This is a genomic window from Undibacterium sp. GrIS 1.8 (assembly GCF_040544445.1).
Lineage (GTDB): Bacteria > Pseudomonadota > Gammaproteobacteria > Burkholderiales > Burkholderiaceae_D > Undibacterium.
In genome coordinates this window covers 1-23,741 of sequence record NZ_JBEONQ010000058.1, presented here as the reverse complement: position 1 = coordinate 23,741, position 23,741 = coordinate 1, and the positions used below count along the sequence as shown (strand labels likewise).

The 23,741-nt window shown below is 41.8% G+C and carries 34 protein-coding genes; 30 read left to right on the top strand and 4 right to left on the bottom strand.

The annotated features are described in order from the left end of the window. The first annotated feature begins 290 nt into the window (after positions 1-290). The 16 genes from AAKU64_RS19670 to AAKU64_RS19595 all read left to right on the top strand — a co-directional run bounded on the left by AAKU64_RS19670 (position 291) and on the right by AAKU64_RS19595 (position 8,657). Positions 291-851 (top strand): DUF7007 domain-containing protein, encoded by a 561-nt coding sequence (locus tag AAKU64_RS19670; protein WP_354362754.1) that lies wholly within the window; start codon positions 291-293, stop codon positions 849-851. Positions 852-944: 93 nt separating this feature from the next. Continuing rightward, a complete protein-coding gene (locus tag AAKU64_RS19665; RefSeq protein WP_354335303.1) occupies positions 945-1,301 on the top strand; it encodes an antitoxin of toxin-antitoxin stability system in 357 nt (118 codons plus the stop codon). Beyond that, positions 1,288-1,653 (top strand): type II toxin-antitoxin system PemK/MazF family toxin, encoded by a 366-nt coding sequence (locus AAKU64_RS19660; protein WP_354335305.1) that lies wholly within the window; start codon positions 1,288-1,290, stop codon positions 1,651-1,653. Before AAKU64_RS19665 ends, AAKU64_RS19660 begins: the two co-directional genes overlap by 14 nt. Positions 1,654-2,161: 508 nt before the next feature. Beyond that, positions 2,162-2,635, top strand: coding sequence for a hypothetical protein (locus tag AAKU64_RS19655; protein ID WP_354335282.1), 474 nt, complete (start codon positions 2,162-2,164; stop codon positions 2,633-2,635). 534 nt (positions 2,636-3,169) lie between these two features. After that, complete coding sequence (locus tag AAKU64_RS19650; RefSeq protein ID WP_354362752.1) at positions 3,170-3,388, top strand: hypothetical protein; 219 nt, start codon at positions 3,170-3,172, stop codon at positions 3,386-3,388. Between the two features lie 113 nt (positions 3,389-3,501). Further along, a complete protein-coding gene (locus AAKU64_RS19645) occupies positions 3,502-3,762 on the top strand; it encodes a hypothetical protein (protein WP_354335278.1) in 261 nt (86 codons plus the stop codon). Then, positions 3,759-3,923, top strand: coding sequence for a hypothetical protein (locus tag AAKU64_RS19640; protein WP_323492822.1), 165 nt, complete (start codon positions 3,759-3,761; stop codon positions 3,921-3,923). Before AAKU64_RS19645 ends, AAKU64_RS19640 begins: the two co-directional genes overlap by 4 nt. A 95-nt stretch (positions 3,924-4,018) precedes the next feature. Then, entirely contained in the window at positions 4,019-4,201 is a 183-nt protein-coding gene (locus AAKU64_RS19635; protein ID WP_354335280.1) for a hypothetical protein, read from the top strand. A gap of 230 nt (positions 4,202-4,431) precedes the next feature. Beyond that, positions 4,432-4,683 (top strand): hypothetical protein, encoded by a 252-nt coding sequence (locus AAKU64_RS19630; protein ID WP_354362751.1) that lies wholly within the window; start codon positions 4,432-4,434, stop codon positions 4,681-4,683. Positions 4,684-4,770: 87 nt separating this feature from the next. Further along, the gene (locus AAKU64_RS19625) at positions 4,771-4,920 is read left to right on the top strand and encodes a hypothetical protein (protein WP_354362750.1); all 150 of its coding nucleotides are present in this window, start codon (positions 4,771-4,773) and stop codon (positions 4,918-4,920) included. Positions 4,921-5,326: 406 nt separating this feature from the next. Then, positions 5,327-5,680 carry a hypothetical protein gene (locus AAKU64_RS19620; protein WP_354362749.1) on the top strand — a complete coding sequence of 118 codons (354 nt, stop codon included), beginning with the start codon at positions 5,327-5,329 and terminating at the stop codon, positions 5,678-5,680. Positions 5,681-5,892: 212 nt separating this feature from the next. Further along, a complete protein-coding gene (locus AAKU64_RS19615; protein ID WP_354335287.1) occupies positions 5,893-6,297 on the top strand; it encodes a hypothetical protein in 405 nt (134 codons plus the stop codon). Positions 6,298-6,807: 510 nt separating this feature from the next. Then, on the top strand, positions 6,808-7,029 hold the full coding sequence (locus AAKU64_RS19610; RefSeq protein WP_323492820.1) for a hypothetical protein: 222 nt from the start codon (positions 6,808-6,810) through the stop codon (positions 7,027-7,029). 127 nt (positions 7,030-7,156) lie between these two features. Continuing rightward, positions 7,157-7,468: a hypothetical protein gene (locus tag AAKU64_RS19605; protein WP_323492821.1), complete on the top strand. Its 312-nt coding sequence runs from the start codon at positions 7,157-7,159 to the stop codon at positions 7,466-7,468. Positions 7,469-8,041: 573 nt separating this feature from the next. Next, a complete protein-coding gene (locus tag AAKU64_RS19600; protein ID WP_323492828.1) occupies positions 8,042-8,371 on the top strand; it encodes a type II toxin-antitoxin system RelE/ParE family toxin in 330 nt (109 codons plus the stop codon). Beyond that, positions 8,361-8,657, top strand: a complete 297-nt coding sequence (locus tag AAKU64_RS19595) for an addiction module antidote protein (RefSeq protein ID WP_416352070.1) — start codon at positions 8,361-8,363, stop codon at positions 8,655-8,657. The genes AAKU64_RS19600 and AAKU64_RS19595 overlap by 11 nt, the downstream gene beginning before the upstream one ends. A gap of 75 nt (positions 8,658-8,732) precedes the next feature. On the opposite strand, the gene AAKU64_RS19590 is transcribed toward AAKU64_RS19595, so the two are convergent. Beyond that, the gene (locus tag AAKU64_RS19590; protein WP_323492829.1) at positions 8,733-9,008 is read right to left on the bottom strand and encodes a hypothetical protein; all 276 of its coding nucleotides are present in this window, start codon (positions 9,006-9,008) and stop codon (positions 8,733-8,735) included. 187 nt (positions 9,009-9,195) lie between these two features. Between AAKU64_RS19590 and AAKU64_RS19585 the strand changes: the two genes are divergently transcribed. The 14 genes from AAKU64_RS19585 (at position 9,196) to AAKU64_RS19520 (ending at position 17,746) form a co-directional block, all read left to right on the top strand. Beyond that, positions 9,196-9,942, top strand: a complete 747-nt coding sequence (locus AAKU64_RS19585; protein ID WP_323492830.1) for a hypothetical protein — start codon at positions 9,196-9,198, stop codon at positions 9,940-9,942. 242 nt (positions 9,943-10,184) lie between these two features. Next, positions 10,185-10,661 carry a hypothetical protein gene (locus AAKU64_RS19580; protein ID WP_323492831.1) on the top strand — a complete coding sequence of 159 codons (477 nt, stop codon included), beginning with the start codon at positions 10,185-10,187 and terminating at the stop codon, positions 10,659-10,661. A gap of 489 nt (positions 10,662-11,150) precedes the next feature. Then, the gene (locus AAKU64_RS19575; protein WP_323492832.1) at positions 11,151-11,504 is read left to right on the top strand and encodes a hypothetical protein; all 354 of its coding nucleotides are present in this window, start codon (positions 11,151-11,153) and stop codon (positions 11,502-11,504) included. A gap of 331 nt (positions 11,505-11,835) precedes the next feature. Continuing rightward, the gene (locus AAKU64_RS19570; RefSeq protein WP_323492833.1) at positions 11,836-12,201 is read left to right on the top strand and encodes a type II toxin-antitoxin system RelE/ParE family toxin; all 366 of its coding nucleotides are present in this window, start codon (positions 11,836-11,838) and stop codon (positions 12,199-12,201) included. Beyond that, positions 12,198-12,524, top strand: coding sequence for a helix-turn-helix domain-containing protein (locus AAKU64_RS19565; RefSeq protein ID WP_323492834.1), 327 nt, complete (start codon positions 12,198-12,200; stop codon positions 12,522-12,524). The genes AAKU64_RS19570 and AAKU64_RS19565 overlap by 4 nt, the downstream gene beginning before the upstream one ends. Positions 12,525-12,721: 197 nt before the next feature. Beyond that, positions 12,722-13,420 carry a tyrosine-type recombinase/integrase gene (locus AAKU64_RS19560; RefSeq protein WP_354362747.1) on the top strand — a complete coding sequence of 233 codons (699 nt, stop codon included), beginning with the start codon at positions 12,722-12,724 and terminating at the stop codon, positions 13,418-13,420. A 31-nt stretch (positions 13,421-13,451) separates the two neighbouring features. After that, entirely contained in the window at positions 13,452-13,673 is a 222-nt protein-coding gene (locus AAKU64_RS19555) for a hypothetical protein (RefSeq protein ID WP_354362745.1), read from the top strand. Positions 13,674-13,716: 43 nt separating this feature from the next. After that, positions 13,717-14,001, top strand: coding sequence for a hypothetical protein (locus tag AAKU64_RS19550; RefSeq protein ID WP_354362744.1), 285 nt, complete (start codon positions 13,717-13,719; stop codon positions 13,999-14,001). Further along, on the top strand, positions 13,998-14,159 hold the full coding sequence (locus AAKU64_RS19545; RefSeq protein WP_354362743.1) for a hypothetical protein: 162 nt from the start codon (positions 13,998-14,000) through the stop codon (positions 14,157-14,159). The genes AAKU64_RS19550 and AAKU64_RS19545 overlap by 4 nt, the downstream gene beginning before the upstream one ends. 10 nt (positions 14,160-14,169) lie before the next feature. After that, entirely contained in the window at positions 14,170-14,529 is a 360-nt protein-coding gene (locus AAKU64_RS19540; RefSeq protein WP_354362742.1) for a hypothetical protein, read from the top strand. Between the two features lie 15 nt (positions 14,530-14,544). Then, positions 14,545-14,868, top strand: coding sequence for a hypothetical protein (locus tag AAKU64_RS19535; protein ID WP_354362741.1), 324 nt, complete (start codon positions 14,545-14,547; stop codon positions 14,866-14,868). Between the two features lie 16 nt (positions 14,869-14,884). Further along, positions 14,885-15,109: a hypothetical protein gene (locus AAKU64_RS19530; protein ID WP_354362740.1), complete on the top strand. Its 225-nt coding sequence runs from the start codon at positions 14,885-14,887 to the stop codon at positions 15,107-15,109. Positions 15,110-15,120: 11 nt separating this feature from the next. Next, positions 15,121-15,429 (top strand): hypothetical protein, encoded by a 309-nt coding sequence (locus AAKU64_RS19525; RefSeq protein ID WP_354362738.1) that lies wholly within the window; start codon positions 15,121-15,123, stop codon positions 15,427-15,429. Positions 15,430-15,649: 220 nt separating this feature from the next. After that, positions 15,650-17,746 carry a site-specific integrase gene (locus AAKU64_RS19520; RefSeq protein ID WP_354362737.1) on the top strand — a complete coding sequence of 699 codons (2,097 nt, stop codon included), beginning with the start codon at positions 15,650-15,652 and terminating at the stop codon, positions 17,744-17,746. 79 nt (positions 17,747-17,825) lie between these two features. On the opposite strand, the gene AAKU64_RS19515 is transcribed toward AAKU64_RS19520, so the two are convergent. The 3 genes from AAKU64_RS19515 to AAKU64_RS19505 all read right to left on the bottom strand — a co-directional run bounded on the left by AAKU64_RS19515 (position 17,826) and on the right by AAKU64_RS19505 (position 21,911). Beyond that, complete coding sequence (locus AAKU64_RS19515; protein WP_323492592.1) at positions 17,826-18,758, bottom strand: ParB/RepB/Spo0J family partition protein; 933 nt, start codon at positions 18,756-18,758, stop codon at positions 17,826-17,828. Then, complete coding sequence (locus tag AAKU64_RS19510; RefSeq protein ID WP_322121823.1) at positions 18,755-19,417, bottom strand: nucleotide-binding protein; 663 nt, start codon at positions 19,415-19,417, stop codon at positions 18,755-18,757. The genes AAKU64_RS19515 and AAKU64_RS19510 overlap by 4 nt, the downstream gene beginning before the upstream one ends. A gap of 1,150 nt (positions 19,418-20,567) precedes the next feature. Then, a complete protein-coding gene (locus AAKU64_RS19505; RefSeq protein WP_322121822.1) occupies positions 20,568-21,911 on the bottom strand; it encodes a RepB family plasmid replication initiator protein in 1,344 nt (447 codons plus the stop codon). Between the last annotated feature and the right edge of the window lie 1,830 nt (positions 21,912-23,741).

Sequence of the window (23,741 nt, the reverse complement as noted above, 5' to 3'; positions counted from 1 at the left end):
GTCTAAGGTGGGAGTCATCAGGGACTTTCTGAGCTTGGTTTAACGATGGTCAGTATCGGGGCGGGGCGAGCGGCGAACAATTAACAATGAGTTAACTACTTCGATTTAATTGACAAATAAATAAGTTATTATTTTAATACTTAATTATTTATTTGTCTATCGTTTGTTGGTGTAATTTTTTTAGGGCGGCTAGGTAGGACGCCATTTGTTGACCAGACGGTGTCCTATTCTCCAACTTAATCAACAAGTCAAACACAACCCGACTCCTTGGTAACGTTAAACCGATTGCGTTGCCTCATCGTGGTATTCGTTCCGTCAGCACCGCAGCACATGGAGGGGTGCTCGTTAGCCCAACCAAGAATGCATTGATTCCGGAATACATGCGAATTGATTCAGGTGCGTACGAAGAAGATTGTGCATGGGCAATACCGGCAGTAGTCTTCGAGGCAGATTGGCGCAATTGGGCTAATACTACCAACTGGACAACGGGAGAATTCCAAATGGAATGCGCGTGGAACAGCCTCAAAAACTGGTATCCAGATGCGTATGAGAAATTTGCCGGTAAGGTACTTCAGATCGGTGAGTCCTACGTGAACGATGAGCGGCTACTCAAAGCGCAAGTCAGAGAGGCGTTTGTCGTATCGGCAGCATGGGGCGAGTGGCAAGAGGGCGTTCCGAAAGGTATGGTCGGAGTTCTGGCGAGACGCGATTCTGACGGCGACCGAATCTATTGTTTGGTACCAAAGGAAGAGTACGAGACGCGAAAAAACTTGGTTGTTGGTAAAGCAGGCACATTCGTAGTGGACCAGGCACGTCATCAAACCATTCCTATGCCACAGTATGCGATGTAGGAAGATTTGAAGGTTCACCTGACTAACGAAAAATGTTTAATCAACATTGGAAAAGTAGTTAATCAATCACCTTGGGGTGTAATCTGCCCTCGGGTGAATTACATCCTTGGGATCAATCAAGGAGAAATAATGCATAACAAAATGCATTACAAATACGTAGCACATAAACGAAACTCTATGTGTGCTACAATCATGTCATTGTTTACCTCGTTAGGAGTTATCATGACAGCAACGCTTTCATTTCGCACCACGCAAGAGTTTGTACTTCAAACACATTCTTTTGCTGACATGCTCGGTCTCAAGAACTCTGATTATGTTCGTGAGGCAGTGCGTGAAAAAAACGAACGTGTGATGGCAGAACGTTTGGCAAATTTATCTCGTAAACTTTCGGCTAAACATGCTGAATTTAACGAATCAATTGAAGGTTCTTTGGGAGATGGTATTGCCTAAAGTAAAACGAGGTCAAATATGGGAAGTCGATTTTGATCCCCAAACACACAAAGAAGAGCCGGGCAAACGCAATCGTCCGGCTCTTATCATTCAAACCGATAATCTGAATAACGTCGGACATTCGACAACGATTATCATCCCAGGAACCACTGATATTGAAGACGAAGATTGTTTTCCTGTTCGTGTGGCGCTAGGTCAACTACCAGGTTTGAGTAAACCAACTGACTTGCTCATCGATCAGGTTCGATCAATATCGAACAAGCGTTTCATGGGTGCGAAACATATCGCTACGTTGAGTACCAACCACATGCGACGCATTGAAGAGGCATTACGCATTTTGATGTCACTCTAATCATGTAAGCCAACAGTACTAAACCCTCTTTCCTTCAAAGGATTGAGGGTTTTTTCTTGTTCTAAACTGAAATTGGTGTATTATTTGTAAATCATCGCTAGGCAACTAGCACCGTTTAAAGAAGTGAGTTTCACCCGCCTCTCAGAGGCATGGACTACAGATCGAGCTGGCGGCTAAACCAGCATCTGCAATTACAGGTTATCCTGAACAATCATTGGCATCCCTGCCAAACCATCACTTATACAGAATCATGTCGCGTGCGTATTTACGCAGATGACAGAATTTTTTCGTGCCTGCACGATAAATGCAGCTGGGCTATCCAGTATTTTCAAAGCATCACTTCAAGTTCATCCATGCCAGGCGCATTGATGAGCTCTGCTAAAGTATTTTAAGCGCCGTTTCACGGCATTAATTTCGAAGTCACATCTCCTCTTTTCAGAGGTAATCAATCAACCTGCGGGAACATATCCCCGCATGGGGATATTCCGCTTATTTTCTAAGGAATATTATGTCTAATTTTGTAATTACAGTAGCCATTTCTGTCAAGGCAGAAAATGAACCACAAGCCGAACGATGTCTTGAAAGCGCACTCGATAATTTAATGGGAGGGGATCTTGGATCTTTCGATCTCATCCAAACGCTAGAGAACGAAAAAACGCAGTACTACGTCTGGCATGGTGAAGGCCAATGTGACAATAAGACTGACAATCTTGAGGAAGCTCGCCGAATCAAGAAGGAGTTTTTAGACGAAGGCATTGCCGCATACATCGCTGACCACGAAAACAATACGATTGGTGATGAAATGGAAGCCATACCCGTCTTTGATGCAGGTCGTCAATTTGACAGCCCAACTGAAGCCATAGCGTTAATCATGCAGCAGTCCAATCCCACGGAAGCTTTGTTAGCAGTAGTACGCGCCAACGTCGAAGCGGGTGAATGTGGATTTGCATCAGAAGTTATCCGTGACTTTGGTGGGATTTAAAACCGAAGGAAAAGTAGTTAATCAAGGCCGGTAACGGCAATTCATTCAACCCAGTGGGCATCTCCCACTGGGAAATGTTCCACTATATATTTTTGGAGCAAAAAATGACTTTACTTACGGTATTCGCAAAGAAAGAAAAATCTACCGAACCACTTGATAAACTTCTTGGATTTTCAAATAAACTGGATACGGTTATTTACAAAGATAAAGAATGCACCCAATTCTTTGGCCGGTTCCCTTGGTACTTCATAAAAAATCCACGTCGGAACTCAAAGCTGATAACACTAGACTGCTGCAATTGGAATTTGGTTTGGTGTAATTAATCAAGATAAGTAGGTGTATCAGTCCCTCACCGACACTTGAAACACAAATGTCATTCCTTTTCTTGGGAGTGGCATTTTTCTTGCCAACACATCTCCGACTTTAACGTTCGAAAAGTAGTTAATCAACGCCTCACCCGAGGCAATTCAAATCAACCCAGGAGGGAATGTCCTTCTTGGGCATTCTCTTATTTTATTTAAGAGGAACACAACCATGGGCCGAGAAGCACAAACACCAGTAGCAAGCCGCTGGATGTTAAAGAATGAAACGAAGGGTCGTGTGTTTTTCGTTCTTGAGCGTAAACCATTCGGTAAACTCAGCCTGATGCAAGAGGGTCGCACTGTATTTTCAGATTCCTCAGTGAAGGACATACTTGCAAATTTCAACCGGCTTGAAGGCAGAGCGCAATTGCCTGCTGGCTGGACTGCATAACGTCGGAAAAGTAGTTTTTCACATCAATGCCGGTAACGGCAATCAACCACTCTGGAGGGAACGCCCTGCTGGGTAGTTTCCTCTTAAATTTTCAAGAGAGAATCAAATAAAATATGCATAAACCTTGGTACATGCCGGTCGTCAATTTTGGAACGCACGCCGTTGTAGGAACATTAATTTTTTTGATTGTTGGTGCTCCAGCTGTCGGATTGAACATTCTCGTTGAGTTACTAGAAACACACTTGAGAATTCACGGATTCGTGATCTATGCCCTGAAATTTCTTGAATCTGCTATTCTTGGCATTGACGTTGTGAGCGTGACGTATTACATTGTGGTTAAGAGCTACAAAGAAATTAAGGATATGACATCATGAACAATTATTCAATTTTGACCCACATCAAAGAAGTGGCGAAGGATGATTTGCGCGTTTGGGCAGCACCTTTTGTCGCCATCTATCGAACCGCAAAAAACGAGATAAAGCGGCCTAATGTGAATGGTAAAAAACACCAATTACGTTCGATCGATCACAAATAATTTTCTCTAAAGCAATACAAAAATACAAAACCCTCTTTCCTCAAGGATCGAGGGTTTTTTCTTGTCTCGGCCTAAATTTCGTGTATTATGTAAGAATGACCGCTAGGCAACTGGCATCGTTAAAAATAGAAGTTATTTTTACCCGCCTCTCAGAGGCACTGATCGAGCTGGCGGCTAAACCAGCATCTGCAATTACAGGTTATCCTGAACACTCATTGGCATCCCTGCCAAACCATCATTTATACAAAATCATGTCGCGTGCGTATTTGCGCAGATGACAGAATTTTTTCGTGCTCGTCACGATAAATGCAGCTGGGCCATCCAGTATTTTCAACAACACCACTTCAAGTTCATCCATGCCAGGCACATTGATGAGCTCTGCTAAAGTATTTTAAGCGCCGTTTCACGGCATTAATTTCGAAGTCACATCTCCTCTTTTTGAGGTAATCAAATCAACCCTGCGGGTTAATCCCGCTCGGGATTCCTCGCGACATTATTAGGAAAAAATATGTCCAACAATCAATTATCCTTCATGGCCACTGCAATCATGAATGGTAAACAAATCATTGACACCGAACACGGCAAAAAACGTCTTAGCGGCTTAACAGCGATGATTCAATCTGTAGTGCCAGTTCAACTCTTGCAACGTGTGGAAAGCTTTCTTGCTGGTTTTGAAGACGATGAAACACAAGAAGGCGTCCATGAGATGTTGAAAGACATCAGAGACGTTCTTGATTCAAAAAAGCGATCGAAAAAGTAGTTAATCAAGGCCGGTAACGGCAATCAATCAACCCAGGAGGGAACACCCTTCTGGGTAGTTTCCTCTTAATTTTTAAGAGAGAATCAAATGAAAGAAAAATCAATTTTGGCGCAAGCAAGTGCTGGGGAATCGGCGCTAGAAGAATACGATGGATTCGACACATTGGATCGTCAAGACGCCCAGCTTGAAAAACAGCTTGCCGCGTTTGAGCTTCAGGAACAGCAAGCGGCGAAGTAGAACAGATATTGGTTAACTCTTCCCAGACTAATCGGTAATCGGAAAAGTAGTTAATCAAGGCCGGTAACGACATTCAATCAAACCAAAGCGGATACGCAAATCCCGTTTTGGGATTGCTCTGCTTTTAATCGTATGGAGCTTATATGAAACAACTGTTTGCGTTTTTAAATGGCATGAGAGAGTTTCGATCATCATTTACAACTCACTATCCAGAAACACTAGAGGAATCGTACGGGTGGGGGCGAGAAATTACTCACCGGCTGACGTTCAGAAAGTTTGAAGAATCTCATTAGTCATCTATTAAAGATGGTCTAACGGAAAAGTAGTTAATCAAAGCCGGTAACGGCAATCAATCCACCCAGAGGGAACGCCCTTCTGGGCTTCCCTTCAATTTGAAGGAATATCAATGAAACCCATAATTCAACAAATGCCATTTTCAGAGTTTTCGAAAATTGCAGATGCCGTGCAACTATTTCATCATGGACGGCGATGGAAAGTCTGCGTTGGAGATATTAGCATTGGATTTTCTGACGCCATGACGGCTGAAGAAGCTAAAAGAAATATTCATAAAGCAGAAGTTAATAACTCACTCTATTTCAATGACGGTGAGGCTTCGAATTCCGTTGAGGTACCATTACCAAGTGCTTTGGTTCTGGAAGAATATCCAGACCTTTTTGAACTCTTTCCAAACGCATCTCAACTCGTCGCGCTGAATTTGCAAAAACATAGTTCTGAAGATGGCGGGCAGGTTTCAGAATAGCCTGCAAAAATTTGGTGTAGTTAAAAATCATCAATCCTTTAAACACAAATGCCATTTCCTTTTTTTAGGGAGTGGCATTTTTCTCGGCTAAACATATCCTTGTTTAACGACGGAAAAGTAGTTTATCAATGCCGGTAACGGCAATTTAATAATCTAAGCGGGTACGCATCCCCGCTTGGGGGATGCTCCGCAACATTTTGTGGAGTAACAAATTGGAAAACGTTTTTATTAGCAAGAAAATTCTCGCCAGTCTAATTGATATGTCAAGACTACACGTTGATGACATCGAAACTGGTATCGAAGATGGAACCTACATCTCGTCTGAAAACGAAGATATCGACATCAAGTCCAAAAATCTTGGTTTAGCCGAGACACTATATAAGGACGCGACGGTCGGAAAGACGTTCGTCGAACCACCATGTCTTGACGAGAAACAATCACCTCGAAGATGTCTCGTTGTTGTCAGTGGTGGCGTTGCTGATTCTGTGTATGACGATGGCGTGGATGTGGAGATTTTTGATTGGGATAATTACCGAGATGACCCGAGGGGCACAGGTGGAGTATCAAGCCATTTTGCCGACTTGGCCGCTCCTCTGGATATTCCAGTGCAATCCTGATCAATCAATTCATAGACCGGTTCACTGGTAATTCAATCAACCAAGCGGTCAGCTTTCCCGCTTGGGGAAGCTCCGCATTTAAACCAATGGAGTAACAGAACAAGACCTTCAGAACGTTCTTGCATCTAATCAGTTATCGGCCAGTAGTGTCAACGGTCGAACAATTGAGCAGCTAGCAAAAGAGTATTTCCCAGAATTAGATTTCCAATTAATTGAAGAAGCAGCGTTGTCAGGCGATTCAATGGATGAACAAATCGATTATGCAAATGATGAAATAGCTAGTCAGTTGCGTGAAATTGGTGTCTTAGAACCAGCAGAAATAGAACAGATGGTCGAATAGAAATTCCATCAACTCTTGAAACACAAATGCCATTTCCTTCGGGGGTGGCATTTTTCTTGCCAACACATCTCCGTCTTTAACACCGGAAAAGTAGTTAATCAACGCCGGTAACGGCAATTAATCAACCATAAGGGAACCGTTCTGGTTTCCATCAATTTTTGAGGTATTTTATGTATCTACAAATTAATGACAAGATGTCACCCGAAGATGCTGCTGATGCTCTGGTATTGCATGCAACCAATATCGCAGCTGCAATTAAACGACATGACAACTGCTTTTTCGATAACCGCGCAGTAAGTCTTAAGGTTGTGCTCAATTTGTTAGAGCAGTATGTTCGACAAGAAGATCTGGCAAACCTGGACACCCAACAACCACAGGTTATGGGTACATAGTTCAAGGAAAAGTAGTTTCAAATCAAACGCCGGTAAGAATACCGGTCGCTCAATCAACAGCCATCGGATTCGACCTAACGGCGAATTCTTTGGTGTATTCTGCTATTATTAGGCAAAGGAGTAAGAAATGGCGATGTCAATACAATTTGATACCCTCGATTATGCAAGAAAACTTGAAACTGCCGGTGTATCGGCGGCTAATGCTGAATTGCAATCAAAATTGATGGCGGACGTCCTTGGGAAGTCGGTAGCATTTCCAGGTGATCTTGTCGCGATTGAACGCAATCTGACAAATAAGATCGAATCGAGTGAGCTGAAGATCGAAAATAAACTGGCAACCATGGGTGGTGAAATGGTACTGCTTAAATGGATGGTCGGAACCTCAATTGGGTTAAGTCTTACGATCCTCACAATTCTTTTGAAAACGTATATACGTTGATTTTTGGATTAATTTAAATGCCCTCTTTCCTACAAAGGATAGAGGGTTTTTTCTTGTTCCAAACTGAAATTGGTGTATTATTTGGGAATCTTCACTAGGCAACTGGCATCGTTAGAAATAGAAGTTTGTTTTACCCGTCTCTCAGAGGCATGGACTACAGATCGAGCTGGCGGCTAAACCAGCATCTGCAAGTATCAGGTTATCCTGAACATCCATTGGCATTTCTGCCAACCAATCATTTAAACAGAGTCTTGTCGCGTGCGTACTTGCGCAGATGACAGAATTTTTTCGTGCTCGTCACGATAAATGCAGCTGGTTCATCCAGTATTTTCAAAGCAGCACTTCAAGTTCATCCATGCACCGTGCATCGATGAGCCTTGCTCAATCATTTTAAGCGCCGATCATCGGCATTAATTTTGAAGTCACATATCCGTCTTTAACGTCGGAAAAGTAGTGAATAGAGCCTCAACCGAGGCAATTAAAACAACGCATGCCGCATGTTCCTTTAAAGGACACGCGGCATTTCTACAAGGAGAACCGCATGCTGCAAATAACACTTGCAACCTGTAGCGCATGAGCTACAATCAAAACATGCTACAAATCGTTAAAACAGACGTTTATGCCGAGTGGTTTGTTAATTTACGTGATCGTAAGGCCAAGAACATAATTTTGGCGCGATTACGGCGAGTAGAACTGGGAAATTTTGGTAATAGTGAACCAGTTGGTGAAGGGGTAACCGAAATCAAAATTAATTTTGGACCTGGCTACCGAATCTATACGATGCGACATGGGATTGAAGTTGTTATCTTGCTGGCCGGAGGCGACAAGTCATCACAGAATCGTGATATTGCCAACGCGCTGAACATGGCTCGCGAAATGAAGGAGAGTAATAGTGGGTATTAAACTAACTAAGTGGGATGTTGTAGAACATCTCCAAACAGACCAAGACATGATCGGATATTTTGATGCGTGTCTAGCTGATGGAGACCCAGCATTGATCGCCGCCGCATTGGGAGATATTGCAAAGGCACGAGGGATGAGTCAAGTATCGAAAGATACCGGGCTGTCACGAGAAAATCTCTATCGCGCTTTGTCTGGCGTTGGAAATCCAGAGTTCTCGACAATCATCAAAGTTACTAAAGCGCTCGGGTTGACATTGCATGCAAGCAGCGAACCTGCTAACGCTTAAAGCTGAATTTAAACCAAGCCCTCTTTCCTGCAAAGGATCGAGGGTTTTTTCTTGTTCTAAACTGAAATTGGTGTATTATTTGAGAATTAAAGCTGGGCAACTAGCACCGTTTGAAGAAGTGAGTTTCACCCGTCTCTCAGAGGCACGGAATAGATCGAGCTGGCGGCTAAACCAGCATCTGCAAGTATCAGGGTTATCCTGAACATCCATTGGCATTCCTGCCAAACCATTATTCAAACAGAGTTTTGTCGCGTGCGTATTTGCGCAGATGACAGAATTTTTTCGTGCTCGCACGATAAATGCAGCTGGGTCAGCCAGTATTTTCAACAGCACCACTTCAAGTTCATCCATGCCAGGCGCATTGATGAGCTTTGCTCAATCATTTTAAGCGCCGTTCCACGGCATTAATTTCGAAGTCACATATCCGTCTTTAACGTCGGAAAAGTAGTTAATCAATGCCGGTAACGGTAATTCAATCAACAACCAAAGCGGGTACGCAAATCCCCTTTGGGATTGCTCCGCTTTTCAGGAGTCATAAATGAAACGCATTAAAACAAAAGTAAGACCAATCGTCATCGGTACTCGTGTGTACACTGATTCGCTGGACAGAGGTGAAGGAGTTGTTTATGCCATTCATAGCGAACAAACACCGACGGAATATGACGTTGTTTTTCATGATGGAGTGAAAGGTGCAAATCTCACTGAACACGCTTTTACAGGTCCCCGATGGTCATTTTTGGACGGGATATCCTCCCTTGAAGAAATCACGGATCTCTTAGCAAAATCTGCTAGTTCAAAAGCACAGAATATAGCTGACATGCAAAAAAAGAGTTTATGGAATCGTAATGACATTCAATTCCCACGATTAATCGCAGAAATTATGGCGTCACAATTGCTCGATACGCAGGCATTAACAGATACCATGGACATCACTCTCGATGAACTTAACGAATTATGTGATCGAGCTCAACAAAGTTGGCATGATGCACAATCATCGTCAGCTCAAAAATGTACTAAAGAAGAAATTTTGGTCAGCCTCAATGGTGGACAAAACTTCATAGCAGCTAAAGAAGGTGTTCGTATCATCTATCAAAACGTGATGGTCGACGGTGAAGATGGACGTGGTGAACTGCATATTAATGCAACTCACGAAGGTCTCATTTCCGATGTGTGGACTGATGGGATTTGTGACCAGCCCGGCAGTACTCCATCTGATTACAATATCGGAACGGAATCATCCACGATTGACGACATAGTTCATCGTCTAGTTACAGCTAACGACTAACAATCATTAGAAAAGCTGGTGCGGTAATAATCGCACTCACTTTAAACACAAATGCCATTTCCTTTTTTGGGAGTGGCATTTTTCTTTCCAACACATCTCCGTCTTTAACGTCGGAAAAGTATTCTGTTCAGAGTAACTGAATAGAATTCAACAATTAAATGCCTCAATCGAGGCATCAATCAACAAAGCGGCTACGCATCTCCGCTTTGGGGATGTTCCGCTAGTTTTTATTTAGGAACAATATGAAAATCAATCAATTTTTGAAGCAAGCAAGGAAGTGCAAATCTCGTAGCGATGTGAGGGATTTGTACGAAATATTTGAACGTGAATTTTGCGACTCAGTTGAGTTCGAGAAGCATCAAGTCTTTAACAAAGACTTTGAAGCTAACCCTGCAACGTTTTCGCTTGATCTCAATGTAAAACTATCAAATATGTTTTCAATCTCTGTTCAGCCACGCTTGGACAATTTAGACTTGAAAATTAGTGTTTCAGTGATTTACATGAAAGACGGTCAAGGCGAAATGAGTCGCAACTTCGAGGTCTTCCATGAAATGTTGGATGACGTCGAGTTCGATCAAACAATGATATTTGCCGAGGTTGCAACCCTTGCCAAAGAAACTGTTGAAAAAATGCATGCTGAGTTACTTGAAATGATGGGCATGACAGCCCAACAGGGCAAGGATTTAATCAGGCAGAAATTTTTTGGTGCCTTGCACTAGGAATTGTAGTTTTCAACGCCTCGATTTGAGGCAATTCAATCAACCAGTGCGGAAAGCATCCCGCCTGGGATGCTCCGCATAAGCATAGGAGCAGTAAATCATGACAACCCTATATAAACAGAAAAATGCGTATGAGGTGATGATTCGAAGAACGATCATTGCACGAATGCATATTAGACATAACGGCGAAAGGCAGCTTCGTATTCTGCAGGGCATGCCTCGGGAAGAGACGCTTAATAAGCTCCTGACAGACTGTCCAATCTTTTGTCGCGAAAACGGAATCAATAGCAATACATATCCGTTGTTATTTTCGTAATCACAAATGCCATTTCCTTTTTTGGGAGTGGCATTTTTCTCGGCTAAACATATCCTTGTTTAACGTCGGAAAAGTAACTTCTCAAATCATCGCCGGTAACGGTAATCAATCAACCTGTGCGGAACGCATCCCGCCTGGGATGCTCCGTATTTATAACCAATCTTGGAGTAAATATGAATACTTTAGACAAAGTAAAAACAGCAAATGAGGACATTCCAGTAACAATGGCATTGTTAGCATTCGTTGGTGTTTTACGTTCAGCACGTCAGCAATTTTTGGAACACAATCAATTATCAGAAGCTTTAAAACTTCCAATTGATAATAATTGGTATCAAAAATTTCAGGACCTCTTCTATTCTGGACTTAAGAAGGAAGCAGAATTAATCGGCTTAAAACTAAATCGAATCACATTTGAAACCATTATGGATTTAAAAGTGAGCGATGAAGTAATGGTAACTAGTTCCGATGATCTAGCAAAATTCTATGTGTTCAACGAATGGAGTGGAATTCGTAAGATTTCCCGCTAGGAAAAGTAGTTAATCAATCGCCGGTGACGGCAATCAATCCACCCAGAGGGAACGCCCTTCTGGGCTTCCCTTCAATTTGAAGGAATAACAATGTATTTCAAAAGTCTATCAAAAGCTTCCCAGTGTCGCAATGAAGCCTCTCGGTGTTTTCAAAATGAGAGGAGAGAACTTGCCTTGCGATGGGTAAATGTTGGGAAGGGCTTCGTACGCAGCGCGGCGCAATGTCGTATTGTTTTCTTTGAAAATGGTGATGTTCCTCTGCCGTAACTGAGAGGCAACAAAGCACAAAGTTCACAGTCGACACATTATTCCCATTTAGGTATAATTCAATATGAATATTAAACAGAAACCTCTCCACTGGATGGGATCTTCAAAGAAAGACTTGAAGGCTCTGCCAGCAGAAGTTCAGGACACATTTGGTCATGCGCTCAATATGGCACAGGATGGAATGAAATTCGACGGGGTGAAACCGCTACGTGGTTTTGGTGGGGCCTCTGTCCTCGAAGTTATTGAGGATTTTAATAGCGACACCTATCGCGCTGTCTACACGGTTAAATTCAAGGACGCAGTGTACGTTTTGCACTGTTTCCAGAAAAAATCAACCAAGGGCAGTGAAACGCCAAAGCCGGATATGGATCTGATTCACGAACGTTTTAAAGCGGCGGCAGCAATGCATGCAGAAGGAGAAAAGAAATGAGTGGAATCGACATCGAGAAGGGCAGTGGCAATGTGTATGCGGATCTCGGCTATGAAGAGGCGGGGGAAATGCAAGTGAAGTCGCGCCTGGCAGCCAAGATCAGCGAAATAATCAAACATCGCCATATCACCCAGCAAGAAGCAGCAGATATTCTTGGAATGACTCAACCCAAATTATCGGGGATGTTACGTGGCCAGTTCAGGGGAATTAGCGAGACAAAAATGTTGGAATGTCTTAACCGGCTAGGAAGAGATGTCCAGATTGTGATTCGAAAAGCATCACGCTCTCAACATAGTGGTAAAACAAGTGTCGTTTTTGCCTAAATAACCATGACCAACCAAACCCGCTTCGGCGGTTTTTTTTTCGTCCGAAATTTCGTGCCGATGCCGGATTGACGGCCAGGGAAATTTTCCGTTGAGTGGCGTCAAACCTCAGCATTTGATAGACTGACAGGAGAGGCCGCGCTTCTCTCTATCCGGAATATTCCACTGTGGGATGTTTCCTGAATTGAGAGGAACCTATGCTCTATTATCCTGCACCAAATCCAGACGCAAAACGCGCTCGCGTATTCACCCGCCACGACTTTTTGCATTCACTTAAAGTTGCATCGATTACGCGCCAGGCCGAGCGCAATCAACTGCTAATCTGTATGTCTCATGGATGCGGACTCCGTGTCACTGAACTTAGTCAGATAGAAGTGCAAGACATGCTTTTTGTGTCCGGTGTTGCCAGATCCGAAGTTTCATTGCGAGCGGCCATTACGAAGGGATGCCGCCAGCGCTGTATCTACGTGACGCACAAGCAAACGATAGCCGCGCTGGAGCGTTACCTTACTTTCAGGATTAAGCACGGTCTAGGCACTGAGTTGACCGCTGAGCGGTATCGCGGCCTATCGCCAAGCACAGCACTGATATTGACGCACAAAGGCTCAAAATTTTACTTGAACACGAAGCGACGTAAGAACTTTGCAGGGGAGCGGGTCGATTATCTGGCGTGTGACAGCCTGCAAGCGCGTATCACCGATGTTTATCAAAAAGCAGGCATCAAGCAAGGCTCAAGCCACTCAGGACGGCGCAGTTTCGCAAGCAATCTGCTACATAACGGAGCGAGCCTAGACACCGTTAGGCAGCTACTAGGCCATAGCGAGCTAAACCACATCATGCCGTATTTGGAAGTGCGACCAGAGAAATTGCGGCAGATGTTTGAGGATGCAATATAATGGTGGTATTTAGCACTATGAAATTGAGACTATGGATAACGGACAAGAACTAAGAAATTTGATTGAGAAGGCGAAATATACGCAATCGGCAGCGCTCGCCATTTTTAACAAAGCACAGGCGCGACCACTCTCTGAAAGCCAGTGGAAAGCGTACCTTGCAAGAGAGGATAGCGCCCGTCGATCACCTTGTCCAGATGAGGTTTTGAAGCGCATGAAGAAACTTTTAAAAAGTGCTTTACATGGTGCGATTTAGCACCTACAATAAACGCATTAAATAACGAATTGCGAGGCGTGTGATGATTTCAGGATCTAAGTTCAAGATGGTTGGAAGTAGTGACTATCCACTCTGTGACTGCTGCGGTAAGACAAATTTGACTCGCGCTGTTATCGTTGAAAATGAACATGCTGAAGAATTCAATATTGGCGTGATATGCGCTAGCAAGGTTTTGCGTCAGGTTTATCAAGGTAAAAAATTACCCGTCTCGCAGGGTGCAATTATCAGTATGGGTAAGGAGGCAAGGGCTTCTTCCGCTTGGAAAATTCGCAATGGCTATTCGTCGCCAAGTTTGGCGGCAGCATGAGTCAACAGAATAAGCCTGTAGCTAAAGTCATCAATTTTTCGGAAAAGAAGCACGCCCGCTTGACGCTCTCTGCTTTCGACAAAATAGAGCACGAAGACAAGCGCATTAAGAAAGAAGGTCGTGCTGAAGTTGAGCGTAAATCTCGTAATACTTTTTAAAGGAAAAATTGTGAGTGATAAAAAACCAGCGGGGGCGCAGAGTGTTCCAGTCGGACTGAGCGCCGAACTCACGAAAGATAAAATTATTGGCGAGTTACAAGCAGCAAACAAAGCGCTTCAATCCGAGAATCGCCAGTTGAAAGAAAAAGCAGATTCATGGGACGAGCAGCGAGCTGTATTGGCTCGTATCGATAAAGAATTACCAGAGGGATGGGAGATTTCCTATGGAATGGCTCCTGATGGCTGGAGAATCACACTGGCCGATGATGAATTGAATGCTATTGGTTTCAATTCTGACGATGCCGAAACAGACGCGCAGATGATTGAATGTGCGTTAAATCACGCAATTCGCGTGGCAGCTAAAAGTTAAAGGAAAAATTTAGCCATGAGCTGCGAATACGTGAGAGATTATTATGCTGTTCCTGCCGTCATTGGTCGTCGTGTAATTGTTGGCGGTAAAGCTGGCGTTATAGCAGAGGACAGAGGCCACTACATCGGTGTCAACTTCGACAGTGACAAGCCGGGAGTCGTCCACAACTGCCATCCAACAGGTGAAGTCGAGTACGGAGAAATTGGGGTTGTGCGTAAAATAACTGCCTCCCAACAGCGCTATCGCAGATTTTTAGAATATGGGGATGGCTTCGATTCTTTCGTTGGTTTTTGCAGATGGGATGCAGAGCCAGAGAGAAGCTGGAATTGTAGTTACTAAACTGAGAGGAAAAATCGTGGCGATCGAATGGTGTTACTGGAAAGCGTCAAGTTTTATGCGAACAGATCACGCGTCAGTAGCGATGCCACATAATGAGAGTGGAGAAGCGGTTGCAGCATATTGGTTAGCATGGCCTCCATTTATTGAAGCCGGAATGGAACGGTTTGTAATGAAGAGAAGATTTAAAACTGCGACCGCTGCAATGGATTTTGCTGATAAGCAATGGCCGATAACTAGATAGAAAAAATAGCTATGAGCATTGAACAACATCTATCCGACTTCTTGGCCGCTCTAAATGGTTCCCGTGGTGAGCTTGATGCGTGGCTTGAAGTCAACAATGAATCGGAGTGTCGAGCAGCTATTAGTTCTGCAATAGTCGCATCTAGCGTAATCGCAACGCTTGACCAACAAGAGAGTGAGCCATTGCAGCCTTACGCCTACGAAGTGATTGTAAAAGTATCTGGCACGAACGAAGTTTCACGAAAAGTGTTGTGTTACGAAAAGCCGGATATCCAAGAGAACAGGCATTACGATTATGAAGTTCGTGAACTGTCCATCTAAACAAAAACACGAGGGAAAAAATTATAAAAAAAGACAAAAAATTTTTTAATATCGAAAGTGAGGTTAATTACTACTATAATTAACCTCATTATTTTAATGTACTAACTAAGGTAACATACAGACTAGTGTTGTCCGAGGGGTGTTTTTCGGTATACTTTTTTAATGTTGTCGTTATTATAATTAACAAATAAAACAAAGACTTAACGAGAGAAAAATCTGTATGGCACGTCCAATCAAGAAAAAAACAGAACCAGGACTAGAAGCAACTCTTGTACTCGAACGCGTCGGACGACATCACTTGGCTTTTTTGAAAGGCTACTTAGAAGGTCTTGATCTTGGAAAAATTGCGAAGCAATACTTAGAAAATTTTTCAGAGGATGATCACAGTATCGATCTGCGAGTTGCACGATCGACCCTCGACTGGATTCGAGCAGAATTGAAATTGGTGGCAAAGCGGTTTGGTAAATCATCAATGGCTCGCGTCATTATGATTAATCCCGAGCAGCTAGTCACCGTCGCGGCCAAAATACCGACGTTAGAACAATTTCGAGAAGAAAGAGATCCTTATGAAATGTATTCGGAGTCAGATTTAATCGAATTATTTCAAGAAGCCTACTCAGATACCGATACAAATTCAAAGGCTCAAAGGAACATCCGACTTCGGCAACGCCAGTCAGATGCTTTGCTTTGGCTTCACGATATGGCGGTTACCGACCCAAATAGGATGGATAACGTGGCGTCTTGGTTAAAAGCAAACGTTGCCAAAAAACTGATACGAGCCGGCGTTAACACTCTTGAAGAACTTGTCGAAGCCATTAATATCAATGGCTATCGTTGGTATTCCGCAGTTCCAGGGTTAGGCGAAATTACAGCTCGATCTATCGTCAAATGGCTTACGCTCAATGAGGCCGCCCTCACCTGTTCTTTCTCGCGCTATTCCCTTACTAAGCGAAGCGAGCTTAATATTGTCGAGTTGAAGAAGGAACGTCCAAAAATATTTGGTATCGTTCCCATCGAGTATTTCAAGCCAAGGCAAGATCTCGATGGATCAACCGGACATAACCGCGGCGAGAGAAATAAATCTGGCGCAGAGAATGATTTTGAGGCTATACAGGTTTGGCTAAGTACCTTTGAAAAAGACTCCAATACGTATTTATCGTATCGCAACCAGGTTGAACGGTTCTTACTATGGTCCATCCTTGAGCTTGGAAAACCTCTTTCCTCCTTAGATACAAAGGACTGTATTGCTTATCGCGACTTCCTCTGGGATCTTGGACGCATGTATCCAGAGACATGGAATACGGTACATAGAATTCCAGAATCAAGCTGGCTTGGCAAACGTAACACTGAAAGATGGTCTTTGAACTGGCGCCCGTTTGAAGAATTGAAATCACCAAAACCGCCCAAAGAAATACCACCTTTGTTGCGGAAACAATGGCAAATTGAGCACACAAGTCGCAATGGTGTCCTCAAGCTGAGCTCACAACGTCTAGCGGTAATTATTTGTTCCAGTATGTGTGCCTGGCTTACTAAACGACATTATTTAGATTCGAATCCATGGGACGGAATTAAACCCCGAATGGCTCAACAGCCTGAGATTGCAGTGCATCACAGTCTTACCCAAACTCAGTGGGCTTTTATTTTGCAGTATCTCGAACATATGGAACCAAGTAGCTCAAAGGAAAGACTTAAGTTTATTTTGGTGTTGGGCTATATGACTGGTATTCGCTTATCAGAGATGGCTAACGCCTCCAAAGGGGATTTGGAATATCGGATAGGCAGTACAGATGACTCGTCAGGTTGGATTCTAAATGTAGTTGGGAAAGGCAAGCGACCGCGTGCTGTCCCCTTCCCTTCTGTCTGCATGAATCAATTGATTCAGTACTTCGCTCATCGGGGATATGGTGGTCTTGACGCGGTGCCTGAAGAGGTTCCATTAATTGACTTCCTGATGGACTCTTCACCACATCTCAACAAACTCAACGCAATCGATGATAAGCGCAAAACAAATGGGGTAATGGCCAAGAGTCAAATTTATCGATCACTTGTTAGATTTTTCAAAAGCGTTGCAAAAGAATTTGCAAAAATATCACCTGAAGGTGCAAAACACCTGACGATGGCTAGTACACACTGGCTCAGGCATACATCCGCTACACATGCTATTGCAAGCGGTGTTCCAATTGAAATCGTTAAGTTGAATTTCGGACATCAGTCCATTGCCACAACCGGCATATACATTACTCCTGAAATGGAGCGTCGAGTAAAGGTGATGGAAGAATTTGGTAAGGCTGTTTCAACGAGAAAACGAAATATATGAATTGGGATGCCCTGCTCTATTTTATGGTGTTAGAGCAGGACATTACTAAGTGATTTAGTCCTAATCATTGCGGAAAAGACTATAAGTTGTTCGAGAGTGTTTCCTTGACTAACTCATTAATTTTCGAGGTAAGTGCCTCAAATTTAATTTTGTCTTTGATTTCAGTAACCTCCAAAACGAATTTGCCCTTATCCTCAAATTTTTTCAATGTAGAGGCACCATGGTCGTATTTCATAGGAATCGAAACTGACCTGACTCTTGTCCCCTTCCCTTTGCTCAAAGCGACCCTGCGAAGGTCGACATCCCTAGAACTTAGATCATTCCTATCGATCTCTAGGATCAATTGTTCAGTTTTCTCATCATCAGCAGCAGAACAGAACTTCCTGATAGCATCGAGCATTCGCAAGTTATGAAGTTTCGGTCGATCAGTTAATATTCGTGTAATGGCCAGTGGCAATTCACTCAAACTTAATGTTCTCGAAAAAACAGTTTCATCCATGTTCAATGATTCTGAAATTTCCCTCTGGCTAGAAAAAACACCCTTCTCTAACAATAATTTCCAAGCTGATGCATCGTCCAATGGTGTTTGATCTTCACGTTCCTTATTCGCCCGTCTCGATTGTAGATAAAGTTCTTTATCCGATTCTGGTGGGTTTCTAATCTCGACACGCAGCGTTGCTTTATTTGAAAGTAAGCTCGCTTTGAGTCGTCTATGCCCATCGATTAGATTAACCTTTTTAGACTCATCTAAATACCCTAACGCAGCAGTGTCTTGACGGATGGCAATAGAAATTGCCAATTCATCTAAGCCAGATTCTGAGACAAATCGTCTTGCATTAAAAGGGTTTACCTTGATTTCGTTAATAGGAACATCGTAGGACTGACCAACTTGATAAACATACTTATCAACGGTTTGAGCCGGTTCAAGTTTTGAAGGAATGGTATTCAGAGACTCTACAACCTTCGTCAAATTATTCATTTCCTCGCGTGTTGGCTTTGAAAAAGGTTTCATAAGCTCTCTCCAAATCGTTTTATTTCCGAGTACAAATTTTTAATTTCTAATGTAGCCTTTTTATCGCCGTACTTACCCGTCATCTCATGCATTGCCATCCCTGCCCTCCTCGAATTTTTCCAAGAAGATCTATCTTTTAGTTCTGACTCAAATACTGGATATCCGTCTTCTTCGAAAAAAGCACGCGTCGCTTCTGGTTCTTTTGATTTGCTATTTGTCGAAAGACGATTTAAAACGATAAAGGCAGGAACTTTTTTCTTTTTATGCTTGTAGTCCATTGCCTTAAGCATTTCCATCACCCTCATTGTAGATTCACCTTCATACTGATCAGACCCACAAGGAACAAGAATTAAATCTGCGATAGCTGCCGTGTTTAACATCGTCAAATAATTTTGTGCACCGATGTCAATCACGATCAGATCGTACTTATCTGCCATTGATGTGATTTCGTTCGTTGGATTCTCTGGAATTGCAATGATAGGAAATTGTTTTAGACTCGGATCCGCTCTTCTAATCCTTCCCCATGCTGAAGATGATCCTTGTGGGTCAGTATCCATTAGGCAAACGTCAAAGCCATCTGAAACTGCGCAAGCGGCTATGTTTGTTGCTAATAATGTCTTACCTACTCCACCTTTTTCGGCACCAACGACTACTATCATGCGAACCCCCAATAAATTAGATAAGTATTTATATTATAGTTTATAAAATTAAATAAAGTAAAGTCAAATACTAATTAACGTAAATATATACTTAATGTTTCAAATTACTTGAACTAGCCCAAGGTAAGTTGAACTCATATATGACTCAAACTGATACAAAATAAGCGCTTAAAGAATCCATAACCGAATAAGATCAAACATCCAACATTTATGAATACTTGAGCCGGTTCAAGTAGCCCCTACTCCACCCTGCCCCAAAACAAATGTGTTTATTTTCTCCGTAGATGTTTTCATGCTGATCGGCCAGAATTACGCCCTACAGGTAGTTTGAGCCGGTTCAAGTTTAGTTAAATCATAGCAATTCTTTATCCGCTTACGATCGAGCTTGAGTTGAATCTAAAAATACCCGTTATATTCGCGGTACTTTTACTGTTACACGAGGTCATTATTCTGGGCGCTGTTTAAGGCATTAGTATGCAATTTGGACATTGCCTGGTCATGGCCGGTCGTTATTAATGACCTTTATTATTTCGATCATTAAGATATCTTCTCAATTCCGATTAGAGATTACGGGCTTCACACAAATAAGCCGTAGTACATCATTTTCGTCATCTTCACAGCGGAGATAACAACAAAGTCTTTTACTGGAGTATGGTTGACGAGGGTATTGTTCGAGCTTGATCAGGAAAGGTCAGATTTCTTATATTTCCGTATTCAATATCACCTCTCAAAAGTTCTACCTAAGGTGGAATGTAAATGTAACCATTGAAGCTCATTCAAATAATCTTTGCAAATTGAAGCTATCCATATATTCAAGCCAAGGGAAGACAAAAATTCTCACAATCTAATGATGGCGATGCGGCATTTGTTAGAATTGTTGGAATCGGGTAAAGACTTCCTATCAAAGACTTTTATACACGAATGGCAATCAACAGACTGAAAGCGCTGATTGGTATGCTGTAGCTCATTGAAAGTATCCGTATAACACACCATATATGATGATGAGGCAATGTAGCTTATAGCAGTCTTTGTCTTCAATAAGGGAGAGTAGGTGAGATAAATATTTCGACAAACAAAGTCAGTAGTTTCGATTTGATAAATATAGAAATATGATTTTAATGAAAAAGTTTGAGCCGGCTCAAACTTTTATTTAAAGCGTGCGCTGCAATGTGAACTCAATTATTTCTTCTGGCGTAGGTTGGCCCCACGTATCCAATGCAAGCCAAGCGTAGAACGGTATTAAGTGGCGATTTAGCCTCTTGCTCTGCTCCATAGGGATCCGTGCGTCTTCAATAATATCTTGCGAATTATATTTAGCTACCAAGCTGTCTTGTTCCTGGATACTCATTTCCTCGAACATCCGTAGCGCATCATCGTTACGTTTTTTGTTAATGTGGCTTAAGATCGACTTAACGTTTGATTCTGCGCTCTGTTTAGGGGGGACGCTTGCCGCTTTATTCAAATTACCTGCATAGTTCGATTCGCATGCTGCAATTAGATAAGCACCTTTATTTTTAATAGTGTCCTTGGAAGTCTCTGAGAGCCTAGCCTTTAGGTAATCAATGTTTGCAACTATAATATTTTCATCAAACGAATTTTTTAGCTTATTAAAGTAATGATTACTGATACCTAATTTTGTTAGTTCACCTTTAAGATCAAATGCTGCTCCTTCACTAACTGGTAATGCATTTTGAACGGGAAACTTAGGTTTTTCCTTAACTCTAAATTGCAGTTTTTTGACACGCTTACTACCTTCTCTGTCTTCCAATAATTCAACTAGAAGGTCAGAAATTTCATTAATTTCTTTAATCCCGGGGAGTAACTTATCTCTTTTAAACAGTTTGTATTCATTCAAGTAACTATCTGCCTTAACTTCGCCATGAACGACCATGCGCCAAAAAACCCAATCTTCCTTGCTAGTCAGTTGACTCGGATTTGTTCTGTAACGGCTGACCCAATCATAAAGTTTGATCGCAGCGTCGGATTTTAATTTTTTTTGTATGTCGTAATTAAGATGGGAGTATAGGGTGCTCTTAAACAACATTGGCTGTATTGGCTCATAAAACGAATAACTGACAAATTCATTATCAATAGCAACAAAGGGCAAAAGAACACAAGATGCCCACAAATTCTGGCCATCTTTTTTCAACACGTCCCATTCGGCCGTCAGTCTTTGCATTTCCTTTAGCGCGTCTTTGAAGGGCTTTCTGTTCGTATTGTTATAGCCCATCAATTCCATAAGCTTGACTCGTGGAATATTAAAAACCTTTAAGGGTGATCTAGACGAATCACCACCTGAATTTATATGAATATCGTTCTGTTCAGTCGCATTTTTCAATAAACCGTTCCAAGCTTTTAGCTGCTGCCCTGTCATGACACCATTATGAACAAACATTTGCGAGACTTGGACTGGCTTTTTATAAATCTCAGCTAAAGGGTTCTCAAACAACGCAAGCGTTTGTGTGTCGCCAGTTAATTTACGTTTGGACGTCATATTTTTTTGAGGTGAGTGGTTTTGTCAATTTTCGCACCTTTAAAAATTTCATGCAATGTATACCTATGACTTTCTTATAGCAAAATCTTGGTTGTGGTGAGAGATTTAAATAGGGTTTTTGTGACGACATTGTCAGAAAAAGCCCTTATATATTTTCTTGTGCCATCCATATTTAGAAATTGAGTTTTGATTTCTTTGAAAAAATCTTTCGTCCTTGACTGAACCAGCAAGATTTACCTGGTGTGGAATTCTTTTCCCAGTTATTCGCTATTTGCTTTCGGTTCTAGTGGATCAGAACTGACCAGAGGATGGCTAGGGCTATTAAATACTTGGACGGTTGATGTATCAAGACAAGGCATAAAAGTGCTTAGAAGCTCTGTCTATGCACATCTAGAGGAGTTTTGAAGTCATGGCCATCACCCCCGAATAGCAAATCCTTTCGTAAGATAATTTTTAAGTTTTAATCTTTTAAGCGTCACGTGATACCTGAATGTTATTTAAGGTGAGAGATTTAAATAGCCTAGGAAATTTCCGACAGTATTGTCTTTGTTTATCTCAATGATCTTGTTTGCACTCCCTAAGCTTTTTAATGACCTTGTGCGACAGGCATTTTGTATTGTTACTCACGAAATTAGATAGATAAAAACGGTGGTTTTTGAACTAGTGATGAACAGTAAAGTTTCTATGAGCTTTTATCCGAACTTGCTGGTTGTTTACAATAATTTAGTAAACATTTAAAAACGTTAACAAACATCTAAGCACGCTAAACCTAAGCTGGCATTGATTCTTAAGAGACATTGGTGAGTAATTTAAATAGATCGAGGAGAAAATTACATAGGGGAGGGTTGTGAATAGCATAGTTACGGTGAGCAAAAACAATAGCTAAGGGTTGTTGATAGCATAGGGGTAAAAGTAAAGGTGAGAAATTTCAATAGGGCCTGTGGATAACATAGAAATCCTACTGTTTAATGATCAAAAGGGACATTTAATTTTTAACCTGATTTTGAGGTGAGGAAATTCAATAGGTAAATTATAAATAATGTACAAAAACCATTTAAGGTGAGGAAATTCAATAGGTGTTTAAGAATTTACTTTAAGTCCATTCATTTAAGGTGAGAAAAAACCATAGGCTTATAGAAATATAATAAAAAAAAATAGTGATATGCCAATCGCGATTAAATCGGTATTCCTTTCTCATTAACATTTAACAGAGAGTTATTGTTCCAGTTAATTTTGAGGTGAGAAAATTCCATAGGTATATCTGAAAAAACATGTTGAAAATTTAGTGAGGTGAGAGAAATCCATAGCATCTTAATAAATTACTTTAAGAAGTGCTCCTAAATCTCAAAATAATTTCTTCCAATCCGACCTGACTTTCTAAGTTGATCCGCCGTTTACGAATGGTGAGAAAAATCCATACCTTATTGAAAAAACTTGTCGATAGAATCATAAAATCTAAGTGAGGGGAGAAAATTACATAGGCAATTAGGAAAAAGAAGGGAAATATTTTTTGAGGTGAGAATTTTAAATAGGGTGAGGGCGATAAATACCTAATTCATATTCAATAATGCACTCATCAACCATCAATTTTACGAAGCCCTATGCTTTTTACTCACCTCAAATATTGGAAAGAACTCTAAAAATACGGTGCATATAGAGAATATTGGATCGGAAGGATGTGAAAATACATTATCTAAGTCAGGAAACTGACATCGTTTGTTAGCCGCAAAGGCTCAATTCAGGTCTCAACTGAAATTTTATTCACCCCCGGGATCTAATCCTAAAGGATTTAGATTCCTTTTTTTCCATGGAATCTAAAATGAGTCCTTC